General features: G+C 61.1%; 18 protein-coding genes. 3 read left to right on the top strand and 15 right to left on the bottom strand.

The annotated features are described in order from the left end of the window. Window positions 1-27: 27 nt before the first annotated feature. The 3 genes from C2E25_RS17735 to C2E25_RS16235 all read right to left on the bottom strand — a co-directional run bounded on the left by C2E25_RS17735 (window position 28) and on the right by C2E25_RS16235 (window position 2,746). A complete protein-coding gene (locus C2E25_RS17735) occupies window positions 28-648 on the bottom strand; it encodes a reverse transcriptase domain-containing protein (RefSeq protein ID WP_233189469.1) in 621 nt (206 codons plus the stop codon). 580 nt (window positions 649-1,228) lie between these two features. After that, window positions 1,229-2,488, bottom strand: a complete 1,260-nt coding sequence (locus tag C2E25_RS16240; protein ID WP_103116771.1) for a type II toxin-antitoxin system HipA family toxin — start codon at window positions 2,486-2,488, stop codon at window positions 1,229-1,231. A gap of 3 nt (window positions 2,489-2,491) precedes the next feature. Then, on the bottom strand, window positions 2,492-2,746 hold the full coding sequence (locus C2E25_RS16235; protein WP_103116770.1) for a type II toxin-antitoxin system Y4mF family antitoxin: 255 nt from the start codon (window positions 2,744-2,746) through the stop codon (window positions 2,492-2,494). Between the two features lie 286 nt (window positions 2,747-3,032). On the opposite strand from C2E25_RS16235, the gene C2E25_RS16230 reads away from it, so the two are divergent. Next, the gene (locus C2E25_RS16230; protein WP_103116769.1) at window positions 3,033-4,667 is read left to right on the top strand and encodes a fatty acid--CoA ligase; all 1,635 of its coding nucleotides are present in this window, start codon (window positions 3,033-3,035) and stop codon (window positions 4,665-4,667) included. Between the two features lie 259 nt (window positions 4,668-4,926). Here C2E25_RS16230 and cysS read toward each other — a convergent pair whose 3' ends face one another. From cysS to C2E25_RS16205, 5 genes are all read right to left on the bottom strand, one after another. Further along, window positions 4,927-6,408: a cysteine--tRNA ligase gene (gene cysS / locus C2E25_RS16225; RefSeq protein WP_103116768.1), complete on the bottom strand. Its 1,482-nt coding sequence runs from the start codon at window positions 6,406-6,408 to the stop codon at window positions 4,927-4,929. A gap of 214 nt (window positions 6,409-6,622) precedes the next feature. Then, the gene (locus C2E25_RS16220) at window positions 6,623-8,284 is read right to left on the bottom strand and encodes a glutamine--tRNA ligase/YqeY domain fusion protein (RefSeq protein WP_103116767.1); all 1,662 of its coding nucleotides are present in this window, start codon (window positions 8,282-8,284) and stop codon (window positions 6,623-6,625) included. A 198-nt stretch (window positions 8,285-8,482) separates the two neighbouring features. Next, window positions 8,483-8,980 carry a 2-C-methyl-D-erythritol 2,4-cyclodiphosphate synthase gene (gene ispF / locus C2E25_RS16215; RefSeq protein ID WP_103116774.1) on the bottom strand — a complete coding sequence of 166 codons (498 nt, stop codon included), beginning with the start codon at window positions 8,978-8,980 and terminating at the stop codon, window positions 8,483-8,485. Next, window positions 8,980-9,678: a 2-C-methyl-D-erythritol 4-phosphate cytidylyltransferase gene (gene ispD / locus C2E25_RS16210; protein WP_103116766.1), complete on the bottom strand. Its 699-nt coding sequence runs from the start codon at window positions 9,676-9,678 to the stop codon at window positions 8,980-8,982. Before ispD ends, ispF begins: the two co-directional genes overlap by 1 nt. Before the next feature lie 291 nt (window positions 9,679-9,969). Continuing rightward, complete coding sequence (locus C2E25_RS16205; protein ID WP_085011170.1) at window positions 9,970-10,470, bottom strand: CarD family transcriptional regulator; 501 nt, start codon at window positions 10,468-10,470, stop codon at window positions 9,970-9,972. A gap of 238 nt (window positions 10,471-10,708) precedes the next feature. Here C2E25_RS16205 and C2E25_RS16200 point away from each other — a divergent pair, with 238 nt between their 5' ends. Further along, window positions 10,709-11,587 carry a tetratricopeptide repeat protein gene (locus C2E25_RS16200; protein ID WP_103116765.1) on the top strand — a complete coding sequence of 293 codons (879 nt, stop codon included), beginning with the start codon at window positions 10,709-10,711 and terminating at the stop codon, window positions 11,585-11,587. A 32-nt stretch (window positions 11,588-11,619) separates the two neighbouring features. Then, entirely contained in the window at window positions 11,620-12,546 is a 927-nt protein-coding gene (locus C2E25_RS16195; protein ID WP_103116764.1) for a putative 2-dehydropantoate 2-reductase, read from the top strand. Between the two features lie 137 nt (window positions 12,547-12,683). Here the strand turns inward: C2E25_RS16195 and C2E25_RS16190 are convergent, their stop codons facing one another. From C2E25_RS16190 to hemW, 7 genes are all read right to left on the bottom strand, one after another. Next, window positions 12,684-13,472 carry a carboxypeptidase-like regulatory domain-containing protein gene (locus C2E25_RS16190; RefSeq protein ID WP_103116763.1) on the bottom strand — a complete coding sequence of 263 codons (789 nt, stop codon included), beginning with the start codon at window positions 13,470-13,472 and terminating at the stop codon, window positions 12,684-12,686. A 2-nt stretch (window positions 13,473-13,474) separates the two neighbouring features. Next, window positions 13,475-15,373 (bottom strand): penicillin-binding protein activator, encoded by a 1,899-nt coding sequence (locus C2E25_RS16185; protein ID WP_103116762.1) that lies wholly within the window; start codon window positions 15,371-15,373, stop codon window positions 13,475-13,477. A gap of 29 nt (window positions 15,374-15,402) precedes the next feature. Beyond that, the gene (gene dnaJ / locus C2E25_RS16180; protein ID WP_103116761.1) at window positions 15,403-16,515 is read right to left on the bottom strand and encodes a molecular chaperone DnaJ; all 1,113 of its coding nucleotides are present in this window, start codon (window positions 16,513-16,515) and stop codon (window positions 15,403-15,405) included. Between the two features lie 125 nt (window positions 16,516-16,640). Then, the gene (gene dnaK, locus C2E25_RS16175; protein ID WP_103116760.1) at window positions 16,641-18,542 is read right to left on the bottom strand and encodes a molecular chaperone DnaK; all 1,902 of its coding nucleotides are present in this window, start codon (window positions 18,540-18,542) and stop codon (window positions 16,641-16,643) included. A 32-nt stretch (window positions 18,543-18,574) separates the two neighbouring features. Continuing rightward, window positions 18,575-19,225, bottom strand: coding sequence for a nucleotide exchange factor GrpE (grpE, locus tag C2E25_RS16170; RefSeq protein WP_233189468.1), 651 nt, complete (start codon window positions 19,223-19,225; stop codon window positions 18,575-18,577). A 13-nt stretch (window positions 19,226-19,238) separates the two neighbouring features. Continuing rightward, on the bottom strand, window positions 19,239-20,279 hold the full coding sequence (gene hrcA / locus C2E25_RS16165; RefSeq protein ID WP_103116772.1) for a heat-inducible transcriptional repressor HrcA: 1,041 nt from the start codon (window positions 20,277-20,279) through the stop codon (window positions 19,239-19,241). 177 nt (window positions 20,280-20,456) lie between these two features. Continuing rightward, window positions 20,457-21,578, bottom strand: a complete 1,122-nt coding sequence (gene hemW, locus C2E25_RS16160; RefSeq protein ID WP_103116759.1) for a radical SAM family heme chaperone HemW — start codon at window positions 21,576-21,578, stop codon at window positions 20,457-20,459. Window positions 21,579-21,722 lie beyond the last annotated feature (144 nt).

Raw genomic sequence — 21,722 nt, 5'->3', positions numbered from 1 at the left:
GGGCAATGCTCTAATTTTTATATCGGCCTACCCACAGATTCTGCGGACGAGGCTTTCTTTATTTCCTGGCAAAAACATAGCCGGGCCTTTAACAGAGGAACATGTTTTTAAATTCCGTAAATTCCGGGTAGAGTAGAGGGCAGGTCTCGGTAGCTTTAGGTTTGGCTTATCTGTTGCCGTGCTCATGCTGTAGGTCACATCATCGACTGCGGCGTGGGCCGACTTCTTCGGTCTGAATCCGTATGATGTATCGCAGAAGTCTGCTTCGAAGATTGGCTCAATGACCAGCTTCAGGGCCATTTGGGCCACCCGATCCCGGATAGTCGGGATACCCAGGGGGCGCTGACCTCCATCGCTCTTGGGTATCATGACCCGTTTAACTGGATCGGGCTTATACGTCTTGTTTCTCAGTGCGTCTTCCAGCTCCGCAATGAATGCGGCGACCCCTTCCCGCTCAATAGCCACAATGGTCACGCCATCAATCCCGGCACTCCCTTTGTTGGCGCGAACAAGGGCATAGGCATGACTGAGGATGTCAGCCCGGTAGACCTTGTCGTACAAGGTGTGGAAGCGGCAGGCCGAGTCCTGCTTGGCCTTGCGGTAAAGCTTCCTCTGTAGTGTTCTGATCTTTTCAGGGGTTGTTAGCATATCTGCAATCCCCTCACCTTCCACTCTTCGGTTGCGTGAACAAAGTAGGGTTCCTTCCCTCGATGCGGGTTATGTTGTCCCAACATCTCAAACGGTACTATAAACCCCTCCGACTCCCGATACGACCCACGGCGATTTCGGTCTCCCTTATACACCTTGGTTGGCACTCCTCACGCGCCACCGCACCGGGTCTCCAGCACTGGGTTGAATATCTTCCACAGCATGCCATCCTTGCTACCCCGGAAGATCACGCAGGCTGATTCCGTTGTCAGAACCTGTGTGCAACGGCCTTCCCCGTATGTCCACCGGGTCGGCATCTTCGATGAGTTTTTCGAGGCTACAGATAGGTTCACTTTCGTTACGGCCTGCTGTTTTGCCAATTGGGAACTCACGACCCTTGATTACTCAAACGCCGCTCCCTTGAGCTACCAAGGCGTACGGACAACTCCTTGGGCGGGACTTGAACCCGCTAGATATTCAACTATTACTGCGAACGGACACAATACCATTTTCTCTCATCTGCCTCCCCTCACCCATCTGCCCTTGCAACTTGAAGCAGAGACATGGACCAGCTCCTCCTTCAATCAGGCCACCCACCCAGTACCGCCCAGGCCCAGCTGCTGCGCTGCCGGATGATTTCCAGAATGCCGTTCATCGTCTCTTCGCAGGCGTAGCGGTCCGTGAATTGCCAGGCAAGGGCTTCAGCGGTTTTTTCGATGGCCCGAGTCAACTGTTCCAATTCGGCAAAAATGGCGCGAGGGGCTATTTTCAGATCCCGGGCCAGCCGTTCCCAGTGGCGTCGACGCAGGCGCTCCGGGCGGCGCTCCCCGCCGAGGCGCAGGGCCAGCCGCCGGTCAAGGGGAGGATAGACGGCAGTGCAGAGCAGGTCATAGAAGGGGGCCAGACGGATACGACCGTCGCCACGATAAAGCAGGGCGATATTTTTGCCGTGAGCATCCGCGTTGCCGATCAGGAAATTGAATCCTATCCAGCGCAGCATCTGACGCCCGTCTGCAGCCGGGGCCGAGCTGTGACGCTGCAGCAGCCGCCAGATTGCGGCGGTCGACGGCCCGCCATTCTCCTCATACTTGAGGTTGGCCTCGACACCGAGCGCCTGGCAGAAATCTTCCTGGTGAAGCCGCTCGATCCGGTCCTGGCCGCGACAGCGGTCGAACCGCTCGACCAGATAAAAGGTCTGGTCGCGCACCTCCCCGATCTGTGCAGCGGGGACCGCCAGCCCCAACCGGCCTGCCAGCTGCATGCAGAAGACTTCATTTTCCACCGTATGCGGCAGATCGATGACGGCGCGAATCCGGGGCTTGAGAATATGGCTGGTCGCCTGACGGCCGGTGGCCAGGTGGATGCCGGAATCGTCGACATAAACCGGCACCTTGTTCTGCGCCCCGGCCAGAGACAGGCGTACACCCCGATCCTCTCCCAGCCAGGCCGGGGGAGGATCGTCGGTGACAAGGCGGTAAAGCGCGTCTTCATCAAGCCGCCGGTAGTCCCCTTTCTCCGGAATGCGCCCCGGTTCCAGCAGGCTGACCGCTCCGGCGCACTCACCCCCCAGATCGACCAGCAGACCGAAGACATCACCCGTACTGCGCCCCAGACGTCGGGCGATGAGATTGAGAAAATCCCCCTCCGGCAACAGGTTGCCGAACCAACTGCGGGCTTCGGCATCGTCAAACGGCGCCTCGCGCAGGGGCAGAGACAGCGACAGAGGATGGGCCGCGGGATCATCCAGCCAGTTGCGATCGTAACCAAACGACAGCCGGCCACGGTCACGGTTCAAACGCCCGACGAGACGATCATTCAGATAGACCTGCAACTGTTCCATGGTTTACTCCCGCCAGTCTCTTGATGTACGGGGCTGGATAGACAGCGACAGGCCAAGGCCGGACAGCAGCCGGAGCACCTTGCCGATTTCCGCTGTCGGTTTCCCACGCTCAATCTCGCCGATCAGCCGTGGCCCCACTCCGACCAGGGCAGAAAGCTCTTCCTGGGTCACCCCCTGTTCCTTGCGCACCTGGCGGATCACCACCCCCAGTTGTTCAAGATCGTCAATCTTCCCGTACGGTATTTTTTCGGCAACCATGAGCCCTCCGTGAACATAAATCTTCCTCTTCGGCAAGATTATCGCCAGGCGCCCCAAAAGACAAGTCCTTTCTTACCGAACGGGAATGCCGGGCGGACTGAGCATTGCCAGGAATATTCTTTATAAGAGCTACGTCCAGCAAAATGCCCGGAAAAGAAAGGGGGGACCGTCCGCATTCCTCCTCCTTTTTCCTTGAGCCCCGTGGCCGTGCATGCTAGACAGAATTCAGTCCAGGCAAACAAAAGTTACCTTTCCACCATATCCCTTTTCGGCAAGGAGTATCGCCATGAGTACGCTGATCGAACGCACCGCCTCCGCCTACACCTATCCCCTGCTGATCAAGAACCTCTTCAACGCCCCGGTGGTCGACAACCCGGAGCAGGAGATCGTCTACCGCGAACTGCGCCGTCACGACTACCGCGCCTTCCGCCAGCGGGTCTGCCAACTGGCCGGCACCCTGCGCCGGCTTGGCGTCAAGGCGGGGGACACGGTGGCGGTGATGGACTATGACAGCCACCGCTACCTGGAGTGCTTTTTTGCCGTGCCGATGCTCGGCGCGGTGCTGCACACGGTCAATGTCCGCCTGTCACCGGAGCAGATTCTCTACACCATCGACCACGCCGAGGACGACCTGCTGCTGATTCATGCCGACTTCCTGCCGATTCTCGAAGCGATCAAGGGCCGCATCGACACGGTGAAAAACTACATTCTGCTGCAGGATGAGGACTCCGCACCCGCTTCAACCGTCGCCTTTGCCGGTGAATATGAAACCTTGCTGGAAGAGAGCCCTGCGACATTCGATTTCCCCGAATTCGACGAAAACACCCGTGCCACCACCTTCTATACCACCGGCACCACCGGCATGCCCAAGGGCGTCTATTTCAGCCACCGCCAGCTGGTGCTGCACACCCTCGGGGTGCTGGCCGCCCTGGGAACCCCGACCAGGCAAGGACGCTTCCACCAGGGAGATGTCTACATGCCGATCACGCCGATGTTCCATGTCCACGCCTGGGGCTTCCCCTATGTCGCCACCGCTCTCGGCATCAAACAGGTCTATCCCGGTCGCTACGCGCCCGACACCCTGCTGGAGCTGATCAAGGACGAGGGCGTCACCCTTTCCCACTGCGTGCCGACCATTCTGCACATGCTGCTCAGTCACCCGAAAATCGACACCATCGACCTGCGCGGCTGGAAGGTGCTGATCGGCGGAGCCGCTCTGCCGCAGGCGATGTGCCGCGCCGCCCTGGATCGCGGCATAGATATCTTCGCCGGTTACGGCATGTCGGAGACCTGCCCGGTGCTGACTGTTGCCCATATCGGTGAAGAGGATCTGTCGGCCGACGATGAGGTCGAGATCCGCTGTAAAACCGGGCGGCCGATGCCGCTGGTCGATCTGCGGGTGGTCGATGAAGAGTTGCGGGATGTCCCCGCGGACGACGAGGCGGTCGGTGAGATCGTTGTCCGTGCCCCATGGCTGACCCAGGGCTACCTCAAGGATCACCGTAACTCCGAAACCCTCTGGCGCGGCGGGTACCTGCACACCGGCGATGTCGCCAGCATGGACCGGAAACGCTACGTCAAAATCACCGACCGCATCAAGGACGTGATCAAGGTCGGCGGTGAATGGCTTTCGTCGCTGGAGGTAGAGGATATTCTCGGCCAGCACCCGGCCGTCGCCGAGGTGGCGGTGATCGGTATCGTCGATGACAAGTGGGGTGAGCGCCCGCTGGCACTGGTGGTACCGAAAGGCGATGCGGCCCCGGACGAGAAATCGCTGGTCGGCCTGGTTCGTGAATTTATCGACAAGGGGATGATGTCAAAACAGGCGCTGCTGCTCAAGGTGCGGCTGGTGGAGGAGATCAACAAGACCAGCGTCGGCAAGATCAACAAGCGGGTGCTGCGGGAGAAGTACGGGCAGTAGGCTTTGGGCCGCCAAGGCGCCAAGGACGCCAAGAAAACCTTTTTCAACGGAGAGTCGCAGAGAGGGAGAGAACGCAGAGAAAACAAAAGGCTGTTTTTGGTTTTAACCCCAAAAGGTTTTCTCTCCATCTCAGCCCCTCTCCGCCTCTGCGTTAATAAGTTTTTTGACCTTCTTGGCGCCTTGGCGGCCCCAAAAAACACGAAGCCCCCGAACCGGTTCCCGGTTGCGGGGGCTTCGTGTTTTTCTGAACGGACCCGACTTATTTGACCTTCCAGCTCGTCCCGTCCTTCGAGTCGAGCAGCTCGATCCCCTGCGCGGCGAGGGCGTCGCGAATCTGGTCGGCGCGGGCGAAGTCGCGGTTCTGCCGCGCCGCCCGGCGTTCCTCGATCAACTCCTCGATCGCCTCGGCGCTCAGTCCCGCGCCTTGCAGCCCGGCACTCTTCTGCCTTTCCAGCCAAGCCGCCGGGTCGGAACCGAACAGGCCGAGCACGCCGCCGAGTTCGCGCAACTTTTTCGCGCCGTCCTCGATCACCCGCAGCGACAGGTTGCACTCATCGAAACGCGCTTCACCGATCAGCCGGTTGATGCCGCGCACCGCCTCGAACAGATGGCCGATGGCGGCGGCGGTGTTGAAATCATCATCCATCGCCGCGGCGAAGAAATCGTCCAGATGTTCGATCTTGTCGTAGACTTCGCGCTCGGCGTCGGAGATCTCGGGGCAGACGGGCCGCTCGGGCAACGGGTGGCTTCGCAGGGTTTCATCCGCCGCCTTGAGGGCCTCGTAGAAACGGCTCAGGCCGGCCTTCGCCTCCTTGAGATTCTGGTCGGAGAAGTCGATCGGCGAACGGTAATGGGCGGTGAGGATGAAGAAACGCAGCACCTCGGGGTCGTAGTTCTTGAGAATGTCGCGGATAGTGAAGAAGTTGCCGAGGGATTTCGACATCTTCTCCTGGTCGACATTGACGAAGCCGTTGTGCAGCCAGTAGTTGACAAACGGCTTGCCGCTCGCGCCTTCCGACTGGGCGATCTCGTTCTCGTGATGGGGGAAGATCAGGTCGCGACCGCCGCCGTGGATATCGAAGGTCTCACCGAGCAGCGAGGAACTCATCGCCGAGCACTCGATGTGCCAGCCCGGCCGCCCCGCGCCCCAGGGGGATTCCCAGTTCGGCTCACCCGGCTTGGCCGCCTTCCAGAGGGCGAAATCCATCGGATCTTCCTTCTGCTCCCCCGGAGCGATGCGCGCTCCAGCCTGCATCTCCTCCATGTTGCGCTTGGAGAGCTTCAGGTAACCGGGGAATTTCCGCACCCGGTAGTAGACATCGCCGCCGGCCTCATAGGCGAGCCCCCGGTTGATCAGCTTCTCGCAGAGGGCGATAATTTCGGCGATATAGTCGGTCGCCTTCGGCTGATAGGTCGGCAGCGCCAGACCGAGGGTTGCCATATCCTCATCAAAGGCGCGGATGAACTCCTCGGAGAGCTCCCTGCTGGAGATGCCCCGCTCGTTGGCGCGCTTGATGATCTTGTCGTCGACGTCGGTGTAGTTGCGTACGTAGGTGACATCGAACCCGACATACCGCAGGTAGCGGTAGATGATATCGAAGACAATGTTGGCGCGGGCGTGGCCGATATGGCAATAGTCGTAGACGGTGACGCCGCAGACGTACATCCGCACCTTGCCCGGCTCGATCGGCTTGAACTCTTCCTTCTTCCCGCTGAGGGTATTGTAAACACGCAGACTCATTGAGTGCTCCTGAAAATCAGTTTTGGGCCAAGATGCCAAGGGCCACAAGAAAACCTTTCTTAACGGAGAGACGTGGAGATGGAGAGGGCGCGGAGAAAGTCATAAGAGCTTTTTGGGTTTTTAAAATCCAAAAAGATTTTCTCTCTTTCTCTGTTCCTCTCCGACTCTCCGTTGAAAGAGTTTTTGCCCTTCTTGGCGCTCTCGTCAGCCCCGCTTATTTTTTTAACTTCGCCCAGCTGTCGCGCAGGGTCGCGGTGCGGTTGAAGACCGGGGCGCCGGGCTTTGAGTCGACCGCGTCGGCGGTGAAATATCCGGTCCGCTCGAACTGCACGGTTTCACCGGGGGCAACTTCCAGCAGCGCCGGTTCGACCCAGGCTCGGGTTTCGAGCAGTGACTCGGGGTTGAGGCAATCGCGGAAGTCGCCGGCCTTGTCCGGATTTTCTTCCCGGAACAGGCGGTCGTAGATCCGCACCGGCAGCTGCCGGCCATGGACGGCCGAAACCCAGTGGATGGTGCCTTTGATCTTGCGACCGTCGGCGGGATTGGCGCCGAAGGTCTCGGGATCACAGCTGCAGAGCAGTTCGACCGCCTCGCCGGCATCATCCTTGATCACCTCGTCGCACCTGACCACGCAGGCATTGCGCAGCCGTACCTCGCGGCCGGGAGCGAGACGGAAGAACTTGCGCGGCGCGTCCTCCATGAAATCGTCCCGCTCGACGTAGATCTCACGGGTCAGCAGCAGTTCACGCTCACCGCGCTCCGGCTGCTGCGGGTGGTTGGCGCCGCGGCAGGCCACTTCCGGCTGCGGCAGGTTGGTGATCGTCACCTTGAGCGGCTTGAGCACCGCCATCCGCCGCAGGGCGGATTCGTTGAGTACCTCGCGGACACAGTCTTCCAGCACCGACAGATCGATCCAGGCATCCGCCTTGCCGACCCCGATGCGCTCGCAGAAATTACGGATCGCCGCCGCCGGGTAGCCGCGCCGACGCATGCCGGAGATGGTCGGCATGCGTGGATCATCCCAGCCGGAGACCAGGCCCTCCTCGACCAGCTGCAGCAGCTTGCGCTTGCTCATCACCGTGTAGGAGAGGTTGAGCCGGGCGAACTCGATCTGCTGCGGGGCATGGATGCCGAGCTGGGCGATGAACCAGTCGTAAAGGGGTCGATGGGCTTCGAACTCGAGGGTGCAGATCGAATGGGTGATCCCCTCGATGGAGTCCTCCTGGCCGTGGGCGAAGTCGTACATCGGGTAGATGCACCAGGTGTCGCCGGTGCGGTGATGTTCGGCGTGCAGAATCCGGTACATCGCCGGGTCGCGCAGGTTGAGATTGGGCGAGGCCATGTCGATCTTCGCCCGCAGGATGTGAGCTCCGTCCGGAAACTCGCCCTTCTTCATCCGCTCGAACAGGTCAAGATTCTCCTCCACGCTGCGATTCCGGTAGGGGCTGTCAACGCCGGGCTCGGTCAGGGTGCCGCGATTGGCGCGCATCTGCTCGGCGCTCTGGCTGTCGACATAGGCCTTGCCGTCTTTGATCAACTGCACCGCCCAGGCGTAGAGCTGGTCGAAGTAGTCGGAGGCGAAGTAGAGATGGTCCCCCCAGTCGAAACCGAGCCAGGCGACGTCCCGCTTGATCGCCTCGACGTACTCATCCTCCTCTTTGGCCGGATTGGTGTCATCGAAGCGCAGATGGCAGCGACCGCCGTAGCTCTCGGCCAAGCCGAAATTGAGGCAGATGCTCTTGGCGTGGCCGATATGCAGGTAACCGTTCGGCTCCGGCGGGAAACGGGTCACCACCTCAGTGCGCCTGCCGTCAGCGAGGTCGGCATCAATGATGTTGCGGATGAAATTGCTCGGTGTCGTGATTGCTTCGCTCATGGATCAGCTGTCTATTTATAAGTTTATGGATGAAAATCCTTTGCCGCAAAGGGAGGCAAAGGCGACTTAACGGAGAGGCGCAGAGATGGAGAGAATCTCTGAATTGTGTTGAATCATGATTCGATTTTCTCTGCGGGCTCTCCCCTCTCCGCGGACTCTCCGTTAAAGAGGGTTTCCTGGCCAACTTGGTACCGACCTTCAGACATCCAACTCGGCGCTGATGTCGACATTCTTCAGCAGCACCACGGCATGGGCGGCAATCCCCTCGCCGCGACCGGTGAAACCGAGTTCCTCGGTCGTGGTGGCCTTGATGTTGACCTGGCGGACATCGACCCCGCAGGCACCGGCGATATTCTCGACCATGGCGCGGATGTGCGGCGCCATCTTCGGCTGCTGAGCAATGATGGTGGCGTCGATGTTGCCGATCCGGTAGCCCCGGCCTTCGGCGACGCGCACCGATTCGGCCAGCAGCTTGCGGCTGTCGATGCCGGCGTAATCCGGGTCGCTGTCGGGAAAGTGACGGCCGATATCCCCTTCGGCAACCGCGCCGAGAACCGCGTCGCAGATGGCGTGCAGCAGCACATCGGCATCGGAGTGCCCAAGCAGGCCGAGGCGGTAGGGGATTTCGACCCCGCCGATCACCAGTCGACGGCCTGAAACCAGGCGGTGAACATCATAACCATGGCCGATACGCATCATGATCTGTTCCCTCCTCTGTCCATCAGGGCTTCGGCGACCAGCAGGTCTTCCGGGGTGGTGATCTTCAGGTTGCGGTAATCGCCTGTCACCATCGCCACCGGGTGCCCCAGCCGTTCCACCAGCGAGGCATCGTCAGTCCCGGCGAATCCCTCTGTCAGGGCCTGTTCATGGGCCTCGGCGATGACGGCAAAGGGAAAGGCCTGCGGTGTCTGTGCCAGCCACAGGTCAGTGCGCGGCGGGGTCTCCGTGACCCGTCCGGCCGCGACCCGCTTGACGGTATCCTTGACCGGCACCCCAAGGACCGCGGCACCGGTTTTCTCTGCTGCGTCAATCAGTTCTGGCAGATGGTCCGGATCAAACAACGGCCGGACGCCATCATGGATGAGGACGATATCATCAGCGGCGGCACCGCTGGCCCGCAACCCGTTGCGGACCGAATCCTGGCGCTCGGCACCACCGTCAACCAGCGGGTGCAGTTTGGAATAACGGCCGGGGGCAAGAACCTGGCGACGGCAGACGTCCTGTTCCTGCCGCGGCACGACCAGGATAATCGCATCGACCAGGGAGCTGGACTGGAAAATATCCAGGGTATGAGCGAGGATCGGACGACCGGCGAGCGTCAGAAACTGCTTGCTGACATCGGCCCCCATCCGCCGACCGATACCGGCGGCCGGAATCAACGCCAGAACTGCCATCTTTCCAACTCCGCTCGTGTCATCTACGGTTCAACCTGAACCTGGTGAATGACTCACTGATTGAGGAGACCCTGAATCAGTGAGTTCCTGTTGGATGGCGAGTGCAAGTGCTTGATCTGAATGAGATTTCCAAAAATCTGAAGCGCACCCATAGGTTCACTGGTGATTTTTGGGAAGCTCAGGCAGATCAATGACTTGTGCTATCCGCCGACAAGGCACTCACTGATTCAGGGAAAATAAAAAAGACCGGGCGCAACGGCCCGGCCTCGTGCTGTATCTGCCGGCAGCGACTCAGTTGAGCAGCATGCTCTCGACCCGCTGGGCGATCTTTTCCTCGGCCTTGCCCTCGGCGAGAGCGATCTCGGAAACCAGCAGCTTGCGCGCCAGTTCCAGAACCTTCTTTTCGCCGTAGGAGAGTTCCTTGTCTTCCTTGATCAGGTAGAGTTCCCGCAGCACCTCGGCGACTTCCATCAGGTCACCCGACTTGATCTTCTCGTTGTATTCACGCTGCCGGCGGCTCCAGGACGCCACCCCACCCGACATGTCCGCCTTGTCTTCAAGCAGCTCATAGACGGTGGCCACCTGTTTCTTGTTGACCAGGCGCCGCAGACCGACCTGGGAGACGTTGCCCACCGGAACCATGATGGTCATGTCGCTGTCAACGATGCGCAGGACGTAAAATTTGTTTTCCACTCCGGAGAATTCGCGGGACTCAATTGCTTCAATGACACCCACGCCCTGGGACGGGTAAACCGCTCGATCGCCGATTTTGAACTCATTTGTTTTTTGCATTTTTCCAGTTTAACACAAGTCGTTTTTGAAGTCAATTTTGAAAGGCTTTAGAAACAGGGACTTAGGGATTTGGCCTGGCTCGAAAAAGGGCCGCTGTGCTAGGATTCGGCTGGCGCATTCCGCCGTTGACGAACCGGGGATTATTTTAACGATCCCTCACGCTTTTTGCAAGTCGACGATCCCCGCGTGACGCGCCCGGATCCTGAACCGACAAGCCTCCAACCGCCCAGGAGCGATTATGTCCCGCCTGTTTCCCGCCCCCCTGTTGCTACTGTTGATCATCACCGCTCCGGCCTTTGCCGCCACCGGCCTGCCGCAACTCAATTTTGCCGATTCCCTCTATGCCGAGGGCGATTACTACCGCGCCATCACCGAGTATAAACGCTTCCTTTTCCAGCATCCACAAGCGGACGAAGGAGCCCACGCCCGGTTACGCATCGCCCGCGGCTACCTGGCCGGGGACCGTTGGGAGCAGGCGGAAGAACAGCTGCAGCTGCTGCAGAAAAACTGGCCGACCAGCCCCGAGGCCCTGCGCGGGGCCCTGCTCTACGCCGAGATCCCCTTTCGCCGGGGACTTTATACACAGGCCCGACAACGTTACCGGCTGCTGGGCGAACTGCATCCGGAGCAGGCTCCTTCGGCCCGATACCGGGTTGCCTGGACCTTTATTGAACAACAGGATTATTCCGCCGCCGGGAACGAACTCTCCCGTCTGACCCAACCGCAGGCCGCGGAACTGGCGGCCGACCTCAACCAGCTACGGCAACTGGAGGAAAAATCCCCTCTCCTGGCCGGCAGCCTGTCGGCCCTGCTGCCTGGCGCCGGGCAGCTCTATGTCGGCCGGACTCGTGACGCCGGCATCTCCTTCGCGCTCAACGCCGCCTTTATTCTTGCCGCCATCGAGGCATTCGACAACGACAACCAGGTTCTCGGCGGCATCCTGGTCTTTTTCGAACTGGGCTGGTATTCGGGCAACATCTACAATGCCGTCAACGGCGCCCACAAGTCCAACCGCGACCAACGCCTGGACACCCTGCAGCGGTTGCGCGACCGCCACGGTCTCGACCTGGAACTGGGCCGCAAGACAGCCATGCTGAAATGGCGGACCCGCTTCTGATCCATCACGACCCGACCTGGAGGAGTCCTGCCATGAAGATTGCCGTCGTCGGTTCCGGTGCCCTCGGCCTCTACTACGGGGCCATGCTGCAGCGCGCCGGAGAGGATCTGCACTTTCTGCTGCGGCGTGATTATGAAGCCCTCCGTCGGGACGGACTGATTGTGCGTTCCGTCCATGGGGATTTCCATCTGCCGCAAATCCGGGGCTATCGCGACAGCCGCGAAATCGGCCCGGTCGACCTGGTGCTGGTCGGCCTGAAGACCTTCGCCAACCCGGTACTGGTCGATCTGGTCCGCCCGCTGCTCGGGCCGCGGACGGCCATTCTCACCCTGCAGAACGGGCTCGGCAACGAGGAACTGCTGGCGACCGCCTTCGGCGCCGAACGGATCCTCGGCGGCGTGGCTTTTCTCTGTTCCAACCGGGGTGAACCGGGAGAGGTGCTGCACCTCGGCGAGGGCCGCATCCGCCTAGGGGAATTCGCCGCCGGGTTGACGCCGCGGGCCAAAGAACTGGCCGAGCGGTTCTGCGCAGCCGGCATCCCCTGCGAGGCGGTTGCCGATCTGCTGCGCTGCCGCTGGGAAAAGCTGGTCTGGAATATCCCCTTCAACGGCCTCTGCGCCCTGACCGGGCGGGATGTGACCGAACTTCTGGCGCATGCCGGCAGCCGCGCCCTGGTCGAAAAGATGATGACGGAAGTGGTCGCCGCCGCCAACCGCCAGGGGCTGCGCGAGACGATTGACGGACCGGCATTTATCGGCCAACTGCTGACGATGACCGGGCAGATGGACCATTACCGGCCGAGCATGATGATTGACCGTCAGCAGCAGCGGCCGCTGGAACTGGCGGCGATCTACGCGGAACCCCTGAAACGGGCGACGGCGGTCGGCGCGGAGATGTCGCGGGTCGCCATGCTGCATGCCCTGCTCGACCTGGGGGAGGGAGACTCTCCCGGGATGTAAAAAAATCGTCACCCGGTCTGAGCAACAATATCCAGATGCAAGACGGCCGCATCCCCGCGGAACAAGACGGACCTGGAAGGGGAAGGGACTTTGTTGGGTGAGGGCAACGCCGCGGAGGGGCGTTTTTGCCCAGCCAGCTACTGGTGAAAAGGGCTGAGGACGATAGGGCCGACATCCAGGATCTGCCCCGCTTCGACCCTGGGACAGCCGGCTTTCCCCCGCCCGAGGATTCCGTAGGGCTCACCCGGCTGCGGCTGGCCACGGGTTTTGAGTCGAGCGGCAATACAGTAGTGTCCCGGCCGGCTGACGAAGAGAGTGAAGCGTCCCCGGTCGGTCGCCGGGGTGGAGGTAAAATCGGGCATCCGCCGCAGGTCGGCGTCACGGTAGGCGAGGGCGAAAGCCCCGACCAGCGGTTGCCCCTGGGAGTCGACCAGGGTGCCGGAAAAGCCGGTATCGCCGCTGACCAGGCTGCCCTGACGCAACAGCGTCGGGCTGACAACCTTCTGCAGAATAAAATCGACCCGTTCGACGGACCCCGCCCGCAACCGCACCGGGTTGCGCTGGTAAGGCGCCCAGGCGTCTCCACGTCGCGGCGGTCCGCTGTCGGCTCGCCCCTGGCGCAGGCGGGCCACCAGCCAGTAATTTCCTTCGGTCAGATCGAGCAGGTAGCTGCCGTCCGCATCCACCCGGGCGGCAAAATCGGCCGGACCGCGCAGCCCGGTGCGGTCACTGCGGTAGGCATAAACCCAGGCCCCGGCCGCCGGCTTGCCGCCGGCATCAACCACCCGGCCGGCAACACCGGTCACCATCGCGTCGCCCTCGGCTTCCGCCGGGGAAACCGATGCTGAAGGCGGAACGCATCCGCAGAGGATGGCGAACAGCAGTCCGCAGAGCAGCGACAGACGTTGGGTGCAGAAGGGTCGCATGATCAATTGATCTGCACGATACGGCCGTTCTGGACCTGCAGCAGGAAGAGTTCCTTCTCCGCCTCCCCCTGGAAATCGAAACTGGTGGCACCGGTCACTCCCGGATAATGACTCAGCCGGCTGAGAGCCAGACGCACATCCTCGCGGGTCGTGACGTCGGGACGTTCAAGGATGCTCAGCAGCAGCCCGGCGACATCGAAGCCCTGAGCCTCAAGAATCGACGGTTCCTCGCCGTAGCGGTCATAGTAGAGACGGACAAAGTCCTCGACGAAGGGGTAACTGCTGTGACGGAAGAAGCCGTCCGGAAAGACCGCGCCCTCGACATAGCGGCCGGCATTGCGGACCAGGTCGGGGGAATTCCAGCCGTTGATGCCGAGCAGCGGAATATTTTCGATCCCGTAGAAAGGCAGCTGAGGAACGATCAGAGCCACCATGTCGGCATAATCGGGAATGAACAGGGCATCGAAGTCGACCGCCGGAAAATCAGGGACAAAGAGGTCCTCAAGCTGCTCCTCCTCAGTCATTTCCGCCGGCTCGTCCGGCGCTTCGGGATCCTGCCCCATCAGCATCCTGATCTGACGCCTGAAATCGGTGGCATCGGTCGGATAGACCTCCTCGTCGACCACCAGCCCGCCGAGGACGAGGACTTCTTCAGAAAACAGGCGCGCGAACTCCTCACCGAGCCGGTTCTGCGGACGCAGAATACCGAAGGAGGTGTAGCCCTTTTCCTCGACCGCGTAGCGGGCCAGGGCCCGGACCTGCAGCCGACTGGTCAGGGTATCGCGAAAAATGTAGTTGCCGAGTTCGGGGATACCGTCACGCTGGGAGAGGGAAATCAACGGCACCTGCTGCTGCTGGGCCTGACCGGCCGCCGTCAGGGCACGGGTTCCGGTAATCGGCCCCGCCAGGGCCATGACCCGCTCTTCGTTGGCCAGCCGGTCAACAACCAGGGCGGAATCCTCGGCACCGGCCACATCACGGTAAATAAAGCGGATGCCGCTGTCGGGATGCAGCTGCAGGGCGAGGTCCATTCCCTTGCGGATCAGTTCGCCAAAAGCGGCATAGCGACCGGAAAGGGGCAGCATGATGCCCACCGCCCGCTGCAGCCAGGGCTGACCGGTCAACCGATCGAGCAGCAGGACCGCGTCGCGCCGGTAGGCAAAGGGGGTCGGATCGGCCACCAGCTTTCGGACCAGCGGCAACGCCTGCTCGGTCTGTCCCCGGGAAACCAGGCGCTGCGCCTGCTGCAGAAGGGCATCCTGACCGATGGCGGTGCCGGCGAACATGAAAGCGGCTTCGTCGAGGTCGGCGGTATCCAGGGAGTCGAGCAACTCGTGGGCCAGTCGCAACAGGGTTGTTCGATCCGCGGCCGCTGTGCTTTCGGTTGCCAGTTGACGGTGCAGCACCAGCAGTGCCTCCAGCGTTCGCTGCTCAGCCGCCAGACCGCGGGCAAGGGCGTCCGCCCGCAGGACCTGGTCGGCGGGCAGCAGGTCGCCGGGAGACAGGGCGCTCAGGCGCTCTACGCCATGCGAGGGATCCCCTTCGGCGATGTCGAGCGCCCCCTGCAGCAGACGCCCTTCCGGAGTTTCTTCCAGTTCCGGAATACGCTCCAGGTAGAGCCTGGCGTCAGCATACTGCTGCCGCTGGTAAAAGATCCGCGTCAGGGTCAGGTAGGCCCGGGAATTGAACGAGGAATGGGGATAGCGGACGACAAAACCGCGCAGCAGGCCGAGAGCGGTGTCCAGGTCTCCCTGAAGATAGGCGGCCCGCCCGCGTTCGAAGGTCTCGCGTTCGGTCAGCGGCCGGCTCGCAAGACTGCCGGGGAGTTCGACCGCCGGCAGAACAACCGGGGCCTGGCCGATCAGGACCAGCAGCAGAATCAGCAGCAGGCGCCGCATCATGAAACCTCCTTCAGCGCAACTCGACCGTTTCAGTCGAACAGTTCCTTGACCTTGTCAAAAAATCCCTTGCCCAGCGGATTGACGTCTTCGCCCCCTTCGCGGGCAAATTCTTCCAGCAGTTCCCGTTGCCGGGAAGTCAACCTGGTCGGTGTTTCAACCCGTACCACCACCAGCTGGTCGCCGCGGCCGTAACCCTGCAGTACCGGAATACCCTTGCCGGGGAGCTTGAAAACCTTGCCCGACTGGGTCCCGGCAGGCACCTTGAGACGCATCTTGCCATCGAGGGTCGGAACTTCAAATTCACTGCCGAGGGCCGCCTGGGTGAAGGAAATCGGCAGTTCACAGATGACGTCGTTTCCTTCCCGCTGGAAGAGCGGGTGGTCCTTGACGGTAATCACCACATACAGATCGCCCGGAGGGCCGCCGCCGGTTCCCGGTTCACCTTCGCCATGCAGCTTGAGGCGATTGCCCGACTCGACCCCGGCCGGAATCTTCAGGGACAGGGCCTTTTTACCCCGGATATGACCGCTGCCGCGGCACTCGGGACAGGGATTCTCGATCACCGTCCCCTGGCCGCCACAGTCCGGGCAGGGGCGGGTGAGGGAGAAGAAGCCCTGCTGGTAGCGGACCTGCCCGGCGCCCTGGCAGGTGCCGCAGGTTCGCGGCGCGGTCCCCTTGCGGGCGCCGCTGCCGCCGCAGGCATCGCAGGGCTGATGGCGGGGAATCTGGACCTTGGTTTCCAGACCGAAAGCCGCCTCTTCAAAACTGACCGTCAGGTTGTAGCGAAGGTCATCTCCGCGGCGTCCACGACTGCCGCGGCGGGTTCCTCCGCCGCCGAAGATATCGCCGAAGATGTCACCGAAGATGTCCTCAAACGGACTACCGGAAAATCCACCGGAGGAAAACCCACCCATTCCTTCCATGCCGGCATGGCCGAACTGGTCGTAGTGAGCCCGTTTCTGAGCGTCGGACAACACCGCGTAGGCCTCGGAAAGTTCCTTGAACTTTTCCTCGGCGGCCTTATCTCCGGGATTCTTGTCGGGATGAAACTTGATCGCCAGCTTCCGGTAGGCCTTCTTGATTTCAGTTTCGCTGGCGTTCCGGTTGACCTGGAGGATATCGTAATAATCGCGCTTGGCCAAGGGTCCTCATTCTGTTCGGGGGGACAGGTTCTGACTGTTGTCAAGGCGGCACCCTGAATCAGGGAAACACCGGCAAAACAGGCGGTCGGAGCAGCCGTGCCGGCTGCTCCGACCTTCGGGAACCATTATTTCTTGCTGTCGTCGACCTCTTCAAACTCGGCATCGACAACGTTGTCATCCGGCTTGGCCTCACCCGCGGCAGCCGCTTCGCCGCCTTCGGCCTGGGCCTGCTGGTACATGATCTCGGCCAGTTTGTGCGACGCCTGGGCCAAGGCCTCGGCCTTCTGGTTGATAACCTCCGCGTCGTCCCCGTCGAGAACTCCCTTGAGCGCCTCAAGAGCGGTTTCGATCTCGGTTTTTGTTCCCGCATCGACCTTGTCGCCATGCTCGGAGAGGGCCTTCTCGGTGGTGTAGATCAGGCCGTCAGCCTGGTTGCGGGCCTCGATCAGCGCGCGCTTCTTCTTGTCTTCACTCTCGTGCGCTTCGGCTTCCTTGACCATCCGCTCGATCTCCTCCTCCGACAGCCCGGAAGATGCGGTGATGCGGATCGACTGCTCCTTGCCGGTGCCAAGGTCCTTGGCGCTGACATTGAGAATGCCGTTGGCGTCGATGTCGAAGGTGACCTCGATCTGCGGCACGCCGCGCGGCGCCGGAGGGATGTCGGTCAGTTCGAAACGGCCGATGGTCTTGTTGTCGGCCGCCATCTCCCGTTCACCCTGCAGCACGTGTACCGAAACCGCCGGCTGATTGTCGGCTGCGGTGGAAAAGACCTGGCTCTTCTTGCTCGGGATGGTGCTGTTTTTCTCGATCAGCTTGGTCATCACCCCGCCGAGGGTTTCGATGCCGAGAGAGAGCGGCGTGACATCGAGCAGCAGCACATCCTTGACTTCGCCCTTGAGGACCCCACCCTGGATGGCGGCGCCGATGGCGACCACCTCGTCCGGGTTGACCCCCTTGGACGGCGTCTTGCCGAAGATCTCCTTGACCTTCTCCTGTACCGCCGGCATGCGGGTCATGCCGCCGACCAGGATCACCTCGTCAATTTCGGAGGCGGACAGCCCGGCATCCTTGAGGGCGGTCTTGCAGGGCGCGCTCAGTTTCGCCAGCAGGTCACCGCAGACACTCTCCAGTTTAGCGCGGGAGAGCTTGATGTTGAGATGCTTCGGTCCCGACTGGTCAGCGGTAATGAACGGCAGGTTGATGTCGGTTTCCATCGAACTGGAAAGCTCGCACTTGGCTTTCTCGGCCGCTTCCTTGAGCCGCTGCAGGGCCATCTTGTCGCCACGCAGGTCGATGCCCTGGTCTTTTTTAAATTCGTCGGCGACATAATCGATGATGCGCTGGTCGAAATCCTCACCACCGAGGAAGGTGTCGCCGTTGGTCGACTTGACCTCGAACACTCCGTCGCCGAGTTCAAGAATCGAGATATCGAAAGTGCCGCCGCCGAGGTCGAAGACGGCTATCTTCTGCTCATCCTTTTTGTCGAGACCATAGGCCAGAGCGGCAGCGGTCGGCTCGTTGATGATGCGCAGCACATTGAGTCCGGCGATCTTGCCGGCATCCTTGGTCGCCTGCCGCTGAGAGTCGTTGAAATAGGCCGGCACGGTGACCACCGCGTCGGTGACCTCTTCTCCGAGGTAGTCCTCGGCGGTCTGCTTCATCTTCTGCAGCACCATGGCGGAGATTTCCGGTGGGCTGTATTTTTTGCCGCGCGCCTCGACCCAGGCATCCCCATTGTCCGCCTTGATGATTTTGAAGGGACTGATTTCGATATCCTTCTGTACCGCTGCGCCGTCGAACTTGCGGCCGATCAGACGCTTGATGGCGAACAGGGTGTTTTCCGGGTTGGTGACCGCCTGACGCTTGGCCTGCTGACCGACCAGCCGCTCGCCGTTTTCGGCGAAGGCAACCATCGACGGGGTTGTCCGGGCCCCCTCAGCATTGGCGATGACGTTCGGTTCGCCGCCTTCCATAACGGCAACGCACGAGTTGGTGGTGCCGAGATCGATTCCTATGACTTTTCCCATGGGTTTATATCCTCCTTTGAACTCTGTTGTTCTCAGTCTTCACTGGTCTGTGGTTTTTCTTCCGCTTCGGATGCGGAGGAATCACTTGTCTGCTCTGTTTCAACCTCAGGGGCCTTGGCCACCATCACCAGGGCCGGACGCAACAGGCGCTCGTTGAGCAGGTAGCCTTTCTGCAGCTGCTGGACAACGCTGTTGGGCGGAACTTCACCGGTCACCATCTGCCCCATGGCTTCATGGCAGGCGGGGTCGAAAGGCTTGCCGACCGCGTCGACCGGTTTGACACCGAACTTTTCGAGGGTGCGTGCGAACTGGTCGAGGGTCATCTCAACCCCTTCAAGCAAACCGGCGGTATCGGTATCATTCTCCCGGGCATGCTCCACCGCCCGCTCGAGATTGTCGATAACCGGCAGGATTTCACGCAGAATCCCTTCGTTGGCAAAACGCAGCGCGTCCTGCTTGTCGCGTTGCATCCGCTTACGGAAGTTTTCCATTTCGGCCTGGCTGCGCAGGTAGAGATCCCAGTTTTTACCGGCCTCTTCGCGGGCGGCGGCCAATTCTGCCGCCAGGTCTTCGGTGGCGGCCTGCGCCCCGACCTCTTCGGTTTCAGCCCCTGGCTGCAGATCCTCGGTCGATTTTTCTTCCGGTTCCTGGTTCTGCTGCTTGGTCACTTTCTTTTTAGCCACTGCGAATCAACTCCTAGTCAAGATCGCCGTCAAGCACCTGGCTCAACAGGCGGGCGGTGTAGTCAACAACGGGGATGACCGACGAATAGTTCATACGGCTCGGACCGATCACACCCAGGGCCCCGATGGTGCCGCGTTTACTGGCGTAATGGCAGGTGATCAGGCTGCAACCCTGAATACCGGTGATGCCCGGCTCACTGCCGATGAAAATCTGCACCCCGTCCGCCTGCTGACTGCGGTTGAGCAGGTCAATCAGGGTGCTTTTCTGTTCGAATGCACGGAACAGGCCTCGCATGGTTTCAACGTTGGCGAATTCCGGCTGATCAAGAATATTACTGGTCCCCTCGATAAAGACTTCGCCGCCGAGGTTCTCCTTCAGTGCTTCCCGGGAAAGCTCCAGGGTACGACTCATGAGCCGATCATAGCGAGCTTTTTCCTCCTGCATTTCAGCGAAAATCTTTTCTTTCACCTGCTGGATGGAAAGCCCCGCCAGGGTCCGGTTCAGGTAGTTGGAGATCTGTTCCAGTTCGCGGCGGGAGACCGGCACACGCGTTTCGATGATCTTGTTCTGCACCAGGCCGCTGCGGGTAACGAAGACGACCAGCACCCGACCCTCGGACAACGGTACGAATTCAATGTGCCGAAAGACCGTGGTTTCGAGCCGCGGCGCCATCACCAGGCCGGTGTAATGCGAAATCGAGGAGAGGGTTTTGCTGACATCACGCAACACTTCCTCGACCTTGCGTCCGCGCAGCTGGTAACGACTTTCCAGCTGTTTTCGTTCAGCGCTGTTGAGCTTGCGCACCTGCAGCAGCGAGTCGACGTAAAAGCGGTAGCCCTTTTCGGTCGGGACCCGTCCGGCGGACGTATGCGGCGACTGCAGAAATCCGAATTCCTCCAGGTCCGCCATGACGTTGCGGATGGTGGCCGGCGACAGGCCGAGCTTGTGCCGCTTGGCCACGGTACGCGAACCCACCGGTTCGGCGGTGGCGATATGCTCTTCAATAATCGCCTCAAGAATACTGCGATTACGTTCGCCAAGTTCGGTTGACATGATGACACCCGAGAAAAAAATGGAGCCGGACAAACCGGCCCTTCTTCCTTTTCCAGCAACGCTACTGCCACCGGTCTCCTGTTAGCACTCTCAGGCTTCGAGTGCCAGCGGCGTACAAAATAACAACGCCCCTGACCTTTGTCAAGCCGCCCGGAATGGAAAAAATATCTGATTAAGTTAAAGAAATTCGCGGATCAACCGATCGTAGATCAGCCATTGCCACCAGCCGAAACGCCAGCAGCCATCACGCACCGCGAGCTGCCCGGCCAGGCGCTTCAGGGGGGCGCTGAAAACATTATCGAAAGAGCATCCGAAACGCTCCCGAAATGCGGTCGCATCCACTCCGGCGGCGGTTCGAAGACCGAGATAAGCGGTTTCCGCCATCGCCCCCCGGCGGTCAAAGTTCTCCAGCGACTGCATCGGATCGATCCCAGTTTTCAGCATGGACCGGTAACCGTCCAGGTCCGGAGGGATTGCCAGCCGCCGCCCCCAGCCCCGGGAACAGAAGCTGTGCGCCCCCGCCCCCAGTCCGAGGCAGGCGGTCCGCCGCCAGTAGCCGAGATTGTGGCGGCACTCCGCGCCCGGTCGGGCAAAATTGGAAATCTCGTAATGCCCGTAACCGGCGGTCGTCAGGCGATGATGAATCAGTTCGTACATCTCCGCATAGGTTTCCTGCTCCGGTAGCGCCGGTCGTGGATCACGGCCCCAGGGGGTACCCTCTTCGAGACTGAGGCCATAGATGGAGACATGCTCTGTCCGCAGCTCCAACAGCCGTTCGAGGTCGGTTGCCAGTTCCGCGGGGGTCTGTCCCGGCAGGGCGAACATCAGGTCGCAGGAGATCTGTTCGAAGCCGGCCACCCGGGCCCGGGCAACGACCTCTCTGACCACGGCGGCATCGTGCAGTCTCCGCAGCTGCCGCAGGCGGGCGTCATCCATGCTCTGCACGCCGATCGACAGGCGGTTGACGCCGCAGGCCCTGAGCTCCCCGAGGTAGCCCGCCGTGAGGGTCGCCGGATTGATCTCGACGCTGATTTCCGCATCGGCGGCGAGACCGGGTCCGGCGACAACAGCCGCCAGGATCGCGTCGAGCTGGGCCGGGGTCAGCAGAGAAGGGGTGCCGCCGCCGAAAAAAACGGTGGCAAAGGGGCCCTGCCAGCCGGCGGCCGTCGCCATCTGCAGCTGGCGAATCAGCAACAGGTGATAATCGGCCAGCTGATCGAGACAATCATCCCGGGAATAAAAGTCGCAGTAGGGGCACTTGCGACGGCAGAAGGGGATGTGCAGATAGAGGCCGGACATGGGCACAATCTAGCCCCATTTGCCTCGGAAGCCAAGGGGGAGGCTGGAGACGGGAAAATTGGGCCACAAGAAACGGGCAGGAAAGTGGCATCGGGTAGGAGGCGGGGTTGCCCCCGCCGTCCTCCCACACCACCGTGCGTACGG

Origin of the sequence: Geothermobacter hydrogeniphilus (assembly GCF_002898515.1) — a bacterium.
Taxonomy (GTDB): Bacteria; Desulfobacterota; Desulfuromonadia; order Desulfuromonadales; family Geothermobacteraceae; genus Geothermobacter_A.
This window is presented reverse-complemented; position numbering and strand designations above follow the sequence as displayed.